Here is an 11,372-nt window from a genome sequence, read left to right on the forward strand (position 1 = left end):
CCCACCCCACCCCCTCCACCTCACCCCGCCCTTCTTGTCCGCATCGCGGAATGAAGTACCGGACGCATACTTGTTGTATCTATCCTGTGTGCATGCCCTCCGCCTCCACGCCCACCGCCCCCGCCAGAGAGCCCGCCGCCAAGCAGCCGCCCGCCGCCGAGCGGGTCTATGCGCACATCAAGGACGCCGTCCTGGACCGCCGCTATGAGGGCGGGATGCTGCTCACCGAGGGCGAACTGGCCGACGCGGTGGGGGTGTCACGGACGCCGGTGCGTGAGGCGCTGCTGCGGCTGGAGGTCGAGGGGCTGATCAAGCTCTACCCCAAGAAGGGCGCGCTGGTGCTGCCGGTCTCCGCGCAGGAGATCGCCGACGTCGTCGAGACCCGGCTGCTGGTGGAGAAGCACGCCGCGGCCAAGGCGGTGCCCGTGAGCGAGGCGCTGGTCGGCGAGCTGACCGAGCTGCTGGAGACGATGCGGGAGCAGGCCGCGTCCGGCGATCTGGCTGCCGTCTCCGTCACCGACCGCGCCTTCCATGCCGCCATTGTGCGCAGCGCCGGCAATCAGATCCTGGACCGGCTCTACGAGCAGCTGCGCGACCGCCAGTTGCGGATGGGCGTCGCCGTGATGCATGCCCACCCGGACCGGATCGCCAAGAACATCACCGAGCATGCGGAGATCCTTGAGGCCCTGCGCGCAGGGGATGCGGACGCCGCGACCGACGCCGTGCAGCGGCACGTCAGCTGGGTCCGTCACCTCGCGCAGGGGGACGTGCGATGAGCGGTGGTTCCGAAAGTGCCGGCAGCTCCGGCAGCTCCGGTATAGGCGGCGGCTCCGCCCGGCTGCTGCCCGCCGACCCGCCCGGCGGCCGTAAGGCCATGGCCGTCTGGGGCATCGGCGTCGCGGTCTACTTCGTCGCGATCACCTATCGCACCAGCCTCGGCGTGGCGGGCCTGGACGCCGCCGAGCGCTTCCACATCAACGCCTCGGCGTTGTCGACGTTCTCCATCCTTCAGCTGCTGGTGTACGCGGGGATGCAGATCCCCGTCGGTCTGATGGTCGACCGGCTCGGCGCCAAGAAGGTGCTGACCCTCGGCGTGGTGCTCTACACCGTCGGCCAGTTCGGCTTTGCGCTCTCCTCGTCGTACGCCATGGCGCTCGGCTCCCGTGCGCTGCTCGGCTGCGGGGATGCGATGACCTTTATCAGTGTGCTGCGGCTGGGCTCGCGGTGGTTTCCGGCCCGCCGTGGCCCGATGATCGCGCAGATCGCCGCGCTCGTGGGGATGGCGGGCAATCTGATCTCCACCCTCATCCTCGCCCGCTTCCTGCACAGCTTCGGCTGGACCCCGACCTTCGCCGCCAGCGCCGTCGGCGGCATCGTCGTGCTGATCGTGCTGCTGCTGTTCCTCTCGGACCACCCCAAGGGCTTCGAGCCGCCGCCCCCATCCGCCGAGCACACCGGCACGGGGTTCGTGCGCCGGCAGATCATGGACGCGTGGCGGGAGCCCGGCACCCGGCTGGGTATGTGGGTGCACTTCACCACCCAGTTCCCGGCCATGGTGTTCCTGCTGCTCTGGGGGCTGCCGTTCCTCGTGGAGGCGCAGGGCCTGTCGCGTGGCACCGCGGGTGAACTGCTCACCCTCGTGGTGCTCTCCAATATGGCGGTGGGCCTGGTCTACGGCCAGGTCATCGCCCGCCATCACGCCGCCCGCATGCCACTGGCACTGGGCACCGCCGGCGCCACGGCTCTGATGTGGGCGACGGTCCTGTGCTGGCCGGCCGATCATGCGCCGATGGGGCTGCTGATCGTGCTCTGTGCGGTGATGGGCGCCTGTGGCCCCGCCTCGATGATCGGCTTCGACTTCGCGCGGCCCGCCAACCCGCCGGAGCGTCAGGGCACCGCCTCCGGCATCGTCAACATGGGTGGCTTCACGGCCTCGATGACGACGCTGCTCGCCATCGGCGTCCTGCTGGACGCGACCGGCGACAACTACCGGATCGCCTTTGCCTCGATCTTCGTCCTGGAAGCGACCGGGGTCTCCCAGATCCTGCGGCTGCGGCGGCGCGCGGCACGGCGCGAGCGCGAACGGCTGGTGGTCAGCCGGGTGGAAGCGGTCCACGTGCCCGCATGAGGCCTGCAGGCCGATCGGTCGGCGGCCGGGTCCGTTTCACGTGAAACGGACAGGGCTGTTTCACGTGAAACGGCTCACTCCGGGGCCAACTGCTCGTGGCCGGCCGACGGTCAGGGCATCGAGTGAGGTGCCCCCCCCACCGGACCCGCCTCACTATGGCGTGATGGCGAAGTTGCCCAGGATTGCCTGGGCCAGCTCCTCATCGCCGTCGATCTTGATCTGTTCGGCGACGGCTGCCGGGCGGACCCGGCCGCAGGCCAGCTGGTGGAAGGTGTCCCAGTCCAGGGCGAGTGTCACGGTCGGGCCGAGCGAGACACTGCCATCGATCGTGGCATTGCCCTCGGCGTCGAGGCGGACCGTGCGCAGGAATTCCAGCGGCCCGCTGACATCGAAGACCACCGCCGAAGCGGCGGGCGCCTGGGCCCTCTTGGCCACGATGCCGGGCAGTGCCTTCACCAGCAGATCGCGGGTCACATACGCGCCGGGGGAGTCGAGATTGCCGGGCTTCTTGAGGGTCCGGCGCAGGTCCTGCTCATGGACCCAGACGTCGAACGCCCGCTGCTGCAGCACGAATTCCAGCGTACGGTCCTCACCGAGCGGGCTGCGCACCACGGCGTCCGGCTGCCGGGACTCGTTGCGCAGCTGCCGTGAGCGGCGGATGACGGTGTATTCGAGCTCGCTCAGCATCTCCGGCGCGGTGTGGTGCCGGCGGACGTCGACCTGCACCTCCATGCGTCGCGCCGACTCGCTGCGTACGTGGTAGAGGTCGCGCGGCAGCGTATGGATCGGCCGCGGGTCACCCAGCATTTCGCATTCCAGGCCGATGACATGGGAGACCACATCGCGAACGGACCATCCTGGGAGGCCCGTCGCCCCGTTCCACTCGCCCTCGACGAGCGGAGTGACCAGCTCGGTTATCGCTTCTATGGAGTGAGTCCAGGCATCGATGGAGGATTGAAGGCTGGGATGGACGGTCACGGGACCCCTCGGACGGTTCGTACGCGGGCTGCTGTCTGTGCAGTTAAGTTACGCTGCGCACGGGCACCCCGGCAGTGCTTTCGGGTGACCATCGTAGGCCGATGTTGCCGGGCCGCAGAGGGCCGTACGGCCGGGAAGCCCGCTCCTCAGTCGTCTCCGTGCTCCCGCTCCGCCAGCCGGATCACGCACACCGCGACGGCGATCAGCAGCGGCGGATCCGCGTCGTCCCGTACGACATTGACCGCATAGGTGTCGCGCACGGTCAGCCAGCGCCGCGAGATCTCCGCCAGCAGTTCGCCGTCGTACTCGATCGCGAACTCCCGGTCCAGGATCTTTCCGCTGACATCCAGCTCGGTGCCGTCCACCAGCGCGACGCGGTAATGGTTGCGCAGCAGCGAGAGCCGCTTGCGCTTGATTGTGGCCAGCGGCTGGTCATCCCGCTCGATGGTCATGGTGTCGCGCAGGCTGAGCATCTTCTTGCGGATGGTGATCAGCACCCGCCGCTCGGTGTCCTTCAGCTCGAAGGTCTCCCGCAGCCGCAGCGCCTTCCCGTCCACGAGGAAGGCGTGCCGCCCGTGCTCGTCGTCGATCCAGTAGTCGTCGCCGAGGCCGAAGATGCGGTCGCGCACCAGGTACTTGCCCGAATGCCGGGGTGGCCCCCCGGGGGATTGCTGCATGGCTGACGTGTTCCCGCCGGGACCTGCGGAATGCGCACGCACCGGAGTGACGTTGAATGTGCACATGGCTTCACGTGCACGCGTCCGCGCCCCCGAGCTGATCGGCAAGGGCGGCTGGCTGAATACCGGTAACAAGGATCTGACCCTCTCTGACCTGCGGGGACGCATTGTCGTTCTGGATTTCTGGACTTTTTGCTGTGTGAATTGTCTGCATGTCCTGGACGAGCTGCGGGAGCTGGAGGAGCGGCACCGCGACACCGTCGTGATCATCGGTGTGCACTCCCCGAAGTTTGTGCACGAGGCCGAGCACCAGGCGGTCGTGGATGCCGTGGAGCGCTATGGCGTCGAGCACCCGGTCCTCGACGACCCGGAGCTCGCCACGTGGAAGCAGTACGCGGTACGGGCCTGGCCGACGCTCGTGGTGATCGACCCCGAGGGGTATGTCGTCGCCCAGCACGCCGGCGAGGGCCATGCGCACGCCATCGAGAAGCTTGTCGAGGAGCTGGAGGCCGAGCACGCGGCGAAGGGCACCCTGCGCCGCGGTGACGGCCCCTACGTACCGCCGGAGCCGGTCGCCACCGATCTGCGCTTCCCCGGCAAGGCGGTCCGGCTGCCCGCGGGCAGCTTCCTCGTCTCGGACACCACTCGGCACCAGCTGGTGGAGCTGGCCGCGGACGGCGAGCGGGTGCTGCGCCGGATCGGCACCGGCGAGCGCGGTCTGACGCCGGACTCCTTCAACGAACCGCAGGGTCTGGCGCTGCTGCCCGATGGCCGGGTGGCCGTCGCGGACACCGTGAATCACGCCATCCGCGTCTTCGACCCGGCCTCCGGTGCGCTGGAGACCGTGGCCGGTACCGGCAAGCAGTGGTGGCAGGGCTCGCCGACCTCCGGGCCGGCGCGCGAAGTGGATCTCTCCTCACCGTGGGACATCGCCTGGTGGCAGGACCGGCTGTGGATCGCGATGGCCGGAGTGCATCAGCTGTGGACCTGGGACCCGGCCGCCGGCACGGTCGAGGTCGCGGCCGGTACGACCCATGAGGGCCTGGTCGACGGCCCGGCCGCCCAGGCGTGGTTCGCCCAGCCGTCCGGCCTCGCCGCGGCCGGCGACCGGCTGTGGATCGCCGACTCGGAGACCAGCGCGGTCCGCTGGGTGGAGCCCTCCGCACCAGGTGACGGCTATGTCATCCGTACGGCCGTCGGCACCGGCCTCTTCGACTTCGGGCACCGCGACGGCGCCGCGGACCAGGCGCTGCTCCAGCACCCGCTGGGCGTGACCGCCCTGCCCGACGGCTCGGTCGCCATCGCGGACACCTACAACCACGCACTGCGCCGCTTCGATCCGGCGACCGGCGAGGTGACGACACTGGCGACGGATCTGCGCGAGCCGTCCGCCGCGGTGCTCGTCGACGACGACATCGTGGTGGTGGAGTCGGCGCGGCACCGGCTGACCCGGCTGCGGCTGCCCGAGGAGGCCATCCGCGTCGCATCGGTGGCGCACCGCACCCAGCGCGCGGCCACCGAGGTCGCCCCGGGCGCGCTGCGGCTGGAGGTGGTCTTCCAGGCCCCGGCCGGTCAGAAGCTCGACACCCGTTACGGCCCGTCGACGCGGCTGCTGGTCAGCGCGACGCCGCCGGAACTCCTCGCCGACGGTGCCGGCGCGGGCACCGATCTCGCACGGGATCTGGTGCTCGCGGACGGGGTGACCGAAGGCGTGCTGCATGTCTCGGCGATGGCCGCGTCCTGCGACGACGCCCCGGACATCGAGTACCCCGCCTGCCATGTGCACCAGCAGGACTGGGGCGTCCCGGTCGAGATCACCGAGGGCGGGGTGGCCCGGCTGGGGCTCGTCCTGGCCGGGCTGGACGCCGGGTAGGAGCGGGATCCCGGGCCCGTCGGCCGGGCCCGGGACGGGGTCAGGTCGCTGGGCCGGTGCGTCGGCGGATCAGTTCCCGACCCCGCCCGCCAGCTGTGCCCCGTGAAGGCTGGAGCTCCAGTTGGTGACCTTGCTCTTGCCGACGGAGACGTGGAGCCGCTTCTCCGCGAAGTTGACGGTGACCGGACCGTGCGTGACCGAGCTCGCCGAGATGCCCATGAAGTCGATGGTCACCGACTTCTGCTCGGCGCCCTTGGCGGCTGCGGTGTTCGTCGGGATGACCGCGTAGGCGTAACCATGGGCGGGCACGGTGATGCGGGTGCCGTCGAAGTGACCGGGCGTGCCCTGCAGCAGGGGCAGCGGGGACTTGGCGTTGTTGAAGCGCAGCAGCGGAGCGTTGTAGAGCTTGCAGTCGCGGCTGGTGGAGTTCTTGAACTTCACCGCCACATGGCTCTTCGGGCCGGTCTGCTGCGAGAACGTGACCTTGTACGTGCTGGGGTAGCAGTCGGGCACCCGCCGGGACGCCGTCCCCGCTGCGCCGGCCGCGGCCGCGCTCCCGCCGATGATCCTGCGCTTCTTGCTCTTGGAAGACGAGGAGGAGGAGGACTTCTTCGACTTCTTCGAGGAGTGGCTGTTGCAGCCGGTCAGGGCGAGGGAGCCAGCCAGTCCGAGGGCCAGTGCGGCGTACGCGGCGGAACGGCTGCGGGAGCGGCGTGCGGTCATGGGTGGTTCCCCCAGTGGAGTGCTGCAATCAGCGAGGCGCGTCTGGCATGGCACGGCCACGATATCCATTGCCGGCGGATGCGCCAGGGTGGGTTCGCCGGGGCCGTGGCCGATGTGGCAGCAAAGCGGGGCAGATGGTTCGTAGGCAGCGGGGATCCGCCCGTGGCACGGGGTGAAGAGCAGCCCCGGGGCGGCGCGGGGCCGCCCCGGGGCAGGCACCGGAGACCGGTCCGGGCAGGAGAAAGGGCGCCCGCTGGGGGAGTGCGGGCGCCCTGGTTCAGGGGATCTTCGCCGGCCGCGTCGCGCGGCCCGGGTCAGCGGACCCGGTTCACCAGGCGGCTGCCTCGTTCGCGTCCGACTGCCAGTACGTCACCCAGGCGCTGTCGTCGAGGTGCACCGAGCCGCCGGGGAGCGCCACCGCCGCCGAGCCGCCGATGCTGCCCTTGCCGTCGCGGCCGGGGAGGCTGACCGACAGCGAGGTCACGGTGCGGCCGTTGCGGCCGGAGCCGTCGGCGGACGAGGTCAGCACGCCGGCGTAGCCGGACTCGCCGGGGGCGAGGGTGACCACGGACTGCGGCCTGCTGGCCGGCAGTTCGTCGAGCGGGGACTGCGCCTGGTCGAACCGCAGGTAGGGGGCGTAGTAGAGGTCGCAGACGGCACCGGAGGTGTTGGTGGCCTTCAGCAGAAGATGGTTGACCGGCCGGGTCAGCCGCTGGGCGACGATGCGGATCTTCGCGGCGTCGCACGCGGTGTGCCGGACGGCGGAGGCGTTGGCGGACGTGGCCGCGCGGCGCGAGCCCGTCCCGGTGGCCTTCGTCCCCGCATCCGTTCCGGAGCCGCTGCCGACCCGCTCCGCGTAAGTCTGCTCCGTCCGGCCGCCGTCGCTCCGGCCGCCGTCGGTCCGGCCGCCGTCGGTCCGGGTGCCGCCCTGCCCGGCCTCCTCGCCCTGCGCCGCCAGGTTCCGGTCGACCTGGGGCGACGGGTTGAACGGCTTGGCCGCGCTCGTCTTGAGCGGGTTGTCCTGGCCGCCGCAGGCGGTGAGGGTGAGCGCGGCGGCGGCGGTCAGCCCGGCCGCGGCGATCCGCAGCGTACGGCGGCGGACGGTACGGGACCCACGAGAGGCAACAGTGACGGTCCGGGCGCCGGTCTCGGTAGCGGCTTCGGATCGGGCGTGGCTGCGCGACATGTCCGGTCTCCCCCGGTCGGTGGTCCGCACCGCCCCGGCGGTACGTCCTGCGGTCCGGCCGACTCTGTCCTGCGGCCTGAACACCAGGTTGCCGCCCACCGCTGCCGTGCCACTAACGTGCGCCTAACGTTTCCGGGGCTGGGCCGGGCCGGGCCGTTCCGGCCGTCCGTGCCGGGCCCCGACCGTCCCGGCCGGCCGTGTCCCCCCGACCGGCCGGCCGCGCCCTACCGGCCGCCCGCGCCGTTCCGGCCGCCCGGGCTGCCAAGGCCGTCCCCGCCGTCCCGACCGTGCGGCCGTCCCCGGGGCGGGGAGCGACGGCCGCAGTTCAGCCGCGCCTGTCGCTCCCCTTGCTCCCGTCACCCGTTCCGCGCGTGCCCCCCTCGCCGCCCTCACCGCGGTCGTCCCGCGCGAACAGCTGCGTCAGCGTGCTGATCGTGTAGACATCGGTGGCCTCTTCGTCCACCAGATGCATCTCCGCGAGCCGGTCCAGACCGTCCTGGGTGCGCTCCGGGTCGTACCCGGCGAGTGCCGCCGCCAACGAGGCGTTGAGGTGGCCGTCCGCGCTGGTCGCCAGTGCGCTGAGCAGCCGTGCGTCGTCCGCCGACAGCCGGGCGACGGACATCCGCAGCGCCGCCGCGATGCCGGTGTCCTCCGCCGACAGCAGCGCCAGCCGCCGCCGTTCGTCGCGCAGCGCCGCCGCCAGCCGGGCCAGCCGCCAGCGCGGCCGGGCGGTCAGCTGGGCGGCCGCGGCCCGCAGCGCCAGCGGCAGACCGTCGCACAGATCGACCAGTTCCCGCGCGGCGGCCGGGTCCTCGGCGACGCGCTCCGGGCCGAGCATGGCGCCGAGCAGCGCAGCGCCCTCCTCGTGGCCGAGCGTCTGGAGGCCGACCGGCCGGGCGCAGTCGGTGGCGACCAGACCGTCGAGACGGCTGCGGCTCGTGACGACCGTGGCGCAGTGCGGGCCACCGGGCAGCAGCGGCCGTACCTGCGCCGAGCTGCTGGCGTTGTCGAGGACGACCAGCAGCCGGCGCTCCGCGACCAGCGACCTGAACAGCGCCGATGCGGCCTGCGCCGAGCCGGGCACCCGCTCCGGCGGAGTGCCGAGCGCCAGCAGGAAGTCGCGCAGAATCTCGGCCGGGGGCGCTTCGTCGCCTTCGCCGAAGCCGCGCAGATCGGCGAAGAGCTGCCCGTCGGGGAAGGCCCCGGCGTGCAGATGCGACCACTGCACGGCGCAGGCGGTCTTGCCGACACCGGCCGGTCCCGCCACGACCGCGAGCGGGCTCTCGCCTGTCGTACGGTCCGTCAGCACCGCGGTGAGCGCGGCGAGCTGGTCCTCCCGGCCCAGGAAGCGGGCGGGCGGACGGGGCAGCAGTCGCGGTGCCGCGCCGCCCCGCGCGGAGCCGGAGCCGTCACGCCCGCCGGACTGCGTCCGGCCGGTATCCGGCGCCTGGGGACCACAGTCCGCCGCATTCCGGCCGGCGACTCCCTGGGCGGGCGGCTGTCCCTCACCGCCAACGGGCGGAACCCCGCCGCCCGTTGGGGAGCGGTCTGCTGCCGGAGCACCGGGGCGGCCGCCTCCGGAAGCGTCTTGGGAACCAGCCCCTCCGGACGGTGCCCCGCCCGAAGCGGAGCCCGCGCCAGGTGCCCCGGGCTTCCCCGCGCCCTGCCGGTTCCCGCCGGCCGCCTCCGCGCGCAGAATCTCCTCGTACGCGTGGCGCAGCCGCTCGCCGGGGTCGACACCCAGCTCCTCGTTGAGCAGCCGTCGGGTGCGGTGGAACCACTCCAGCGCATCGGACTGCCGCCCCGTATGGAACAGCGCCCGCATCAGCCCGGCGATCAGGCCCTCCCGCAAGGGGTGGTTGACGGCGGCGGAGTAGAGGATGGCGGCGGCCTGTTCGTGCTCGCCGAGGGCGCCGTGCGCCCGCCCCAGCGCTTCCACGGCCGTCAGCCGGCGCTCCTCCAGCGCATGCGCGGCGGCCGCGAACGGCGGGCTGGTGACCGTGCCGGTCAGCGCGGGCCCGCGCCACAGCCCCAGCGCCTCCCGCAGCAGCGGTACGGCGTCGCCCGGCGCCGCCTCGGGGCGTGCCAGTGCCACCAGTTCACCGAAGCGGTGGGCGTCGATCAACTCCTCCGGCAGGCGCAGCAGATAGGCGGAGCCATGGGTGGTCAGCTCGATGCCGTACGCCTCCGCGCCGCCCTCGGCGAGCGTGGCGCGCAGCCGCGAGACATGCCCCTGGACGACGGTGCGGGAGTGTTCGGGGGGCTCGTCCTCCCACAGGGAGTCGATCAACTGCTCCAGCGGGACGGTGGTGTTGGGCTGCAGCAACAGCAGCGCAAGCACACTGCGCCGTTTGGCGGGCCCGAGCGACAGCTCCGTGGAGCCGGTCGTCACGGCGATCGGACCGAGCAGTGAGAATTCCAACTCAGCCCTCCAGGAAGGCCGTCAGGGCGTTCGCCAGCAGATACGGGTCCTCGGAGCCGCACAGCTCACGCGCCGAGTGCATGGACAGGATCGCCACTCCGATGTCGACCGTGGCGATGCCGTGCCGGGCCGCGGTGATCGGCCCGATGGTGGTGCCGCACGGCATCGAGTTGTTGGACACAAAGCTCTGCCACGGCACACCGGCCCGCTCGCAGGCCGCCGCGAAAACGGCCCGTCCGCTGCCGTCCGTCGCATAGCGCTGGTTGACGTTGACCTTGAGGATCGGCCCGCCGTTGGGCATCGGGTGGTGCCCGGGCTCATGCCGTTCGCTGTAGTTGGGGTGGACGGCGTGCCCGGTGTCGGACGACAGGCAGACGGTGCCGGCGAAGGCCCGCGCCCGGTCCTCGTACGAGCCGCCGCGGGCGAACACCGAGCGCTCCAGGACCGTGCCGAGCAGCGGTCCGTCCGCGCCGGTGTCGGACTGGCTGCCGTTCTCCTCGTGATCGAAGGCGGCCAGCACCGGAATGCTGGTCAGCGCGCTGCCGGCAGCCGCCGCCGCGGTGAGGGCGGCCGTACCGGCGTGTACCGACAGCAGGTTGTCCATCCGCGGCCCGGCCACCAGCTCGCGGTCGCGGCCCAGGTAGGCGGGCGCCTCGATGCTGTGCACCATCAGGTCCCAGCCCTTGATGTCGTCGGCCGGTATGCCGGTCTCCTCGGCGACGAACGTGATCAGATCGCCCTCGGCGACCTCGCCCAGGCCCCAGATCGGCGTCATATGGCGTTGCTTGTCGAGCTTCAGTCCGTCGGCGTTCACCGAGCGGTCGAGGTGCACGGCCAGCTGGGGCACTCTCAGCAGCGCCCGGTCGACATGCACGAGCCGGTGGCTGCCGTCAGCGAGTGTCACCCGGCCGCTCAGCCCGAGGTCGCGGTCGAGCCAGGTGTTGAGCAGTGTGCCGCCGTAGATCTCGACGGCGATCTGCCGCCAGCCGCGTGAGCCGGTGTCCGGAATCGGTTTGACGCGCAAATTGGGAGAGTCTGTGTGAGCGCCGACAATTCGGTACGAAGTCGAGGCGCTTGCGCCCTCGGGCACATACCAGGCGATGATCGCGCCGCCGCGCAGCACGAACTTCCCGCCGGTTCCGCCGTCCCATTCGTCGACCTCGGCGACCTGCCGGAACCCGGCCTTTTCCAGCCGCTCCGCCGCATTCGCCACTGCGTGGTAGGGCGACGGACTGGCGGCGAGGAAGGACATCAGGTCGTCGGTGTGGCCGCGATCGAAGCGGGCGGAGTTGGTCATGGAATCAGCATAAGGAGCCGGACCCCGCATTTCCCCGTGCGCATGCAGGGTGACTCCGCTCCCTTCCGGCCAGGATTTCAGTATGCAG

9 protein-coding genes are annotated in these 11,372 nt (G+C 71.6%); 3 read left to right on the forward strand and 6 right to left on the reverse strand.

Annotated elements, in window-relative coordinates; genetic code table 11:
* Nucleotides 1-92: 92 nt before the first annotated feature.
* On the forward strand, nt 93-776 hold the full coding sequence (locus OHS81_RS18135; protein WP_311623090.1) for a GntR family transcriptional regulator: 684 nt from the start codon (nt 93-95) through the stop codon (nt 774-776).
* A gap of 98 nt (nt 777-874) precedes the next feature.
* The gene (locus tag OHS81_RS18140; protein ID WP_328391235.1) at nt 875-2,128 is read left to right on the forward strand and encodes an MFS transporter; all 1,254 of its coding nucleotides are present in this window, start codon (nt 875-877) and stop codon (nt 2,126-2,128) included.
* Between the two features lie 153 nt (nt 2,129-2,281).
* Here the strand turns inward: OHS81_RS18140 and OHS81_RS18145 are convergent, their stop codons facing one another.
* On the reverse strand, nt 2,282-3,106 hold the full coding sequence (locus OHS81_RS18145; RefSeq protein WP_328385782.1) for a maleylpyruvate isomerase family mycothiol-dependent enzyme: 825 nt from the start codon (nt 3,104-3,106) through the stop codon (nt 2,282-2,284).
* A 146-nt stretch (nt 3,107-3,252) separates the two neighbouring features.
* A complete protein-coding gene (locus OHS81_RS18150) occupies nt 3,253-3,783 on the reverse strand; it encodes an LURP-one-related/scramblase family protein (RefSeq protein WP_328385783.1) in 531 nt (176 codons plus the stop codon).
* Between the two features lie 64 nt (nt 3,784-3,847).
* On the opposite strand from OHS81_RS18150, the gene OHS81_RS18155 reads away from it, so the two are divergent.
* The gene (locus OHS81_RS18155; RefSeq protein ID WP_328385784.1) at nt 3,848-5,656 is read left to right on the forward strand and encodes an NHL domain-containing thioredoxin family protein; all 1,809 of its coding nucleotides are present in this window, start codon (nt 3,848-3,850) and stop codon (nt 5,654-5,656) included.
* A 69-nt stretch (nt 5,657-5,725) separates the two neighbouring features.
* Here OHS81_RS18155 and OHS81_RS18160 read toward each other — a convergent pair whose 3' ends face one another.
* The 4 genes from OHS81_RS18160 to OHS81_RS18175 form a co-directional block, all read right to left on the reverse strand.
* Nucleotides 5,726-6,379, reverse strand: a complete 654-nt coding sequence (locus OHS81_RS18160) for a DUF4232 domain-containing protein (RefSeq protein ID WP_328385785.1) — start codon at nt 6,377-6,379, stop codon at nt 5,726-5,728.
* A gap of 328 nt (nt 6,380-6,707) precedes the next feature.
* Nucleotides 6,708-7,565 carry a DUF4232 domain-containing protein gene (locus OHS81_RS18165; protein ID WP_328385786.1) on the reverse strand — a complete coding sequence of 286 codons (858 nt, stop codon included), beginning with the start codon at nt 7,563-7,565 and terminating at the stop codon, nt 6,708-6,710.
* A 325-nt stretch (nt 7,566-7,890) separates the two neighbouring features.
* A complete protein-coding gene (locus tag OHS81_RS18170; protein ID WP_328385787.1) occupies nt 7,891-9,987 on the reverse strand; it encodes an AfsR/SARP family transcriptional regulator in 2,097 nt (698 codons plus the stop codon).
* 1 nt (nt 9,988) lies between these two features.
* Nucleotides 9,989-11,284: a M18 family aminopeptidase gene (locus tag OHS81_RS18175; RefSeq protein ID WP_328385788.1), complete on the reverse strand. Its 1,296-nt coding sequence runs from the start codon at nt 11,282-11,284 to the stop codon at nt 9,989-9,991.
* Nucleotides 11,285-11,372 lie beyond the last annotated feature (88 nt).

The organism is Streptomyces sp. NBC_00400, assembly GCF_036048035.1.
In the GTDB taxonomy this organism is placed as follows: domain Bacteria; phylum Actinomycetota; class Actinomycetes; order Streptomycetales; family Streptomycetaceae; genus Streptomyces.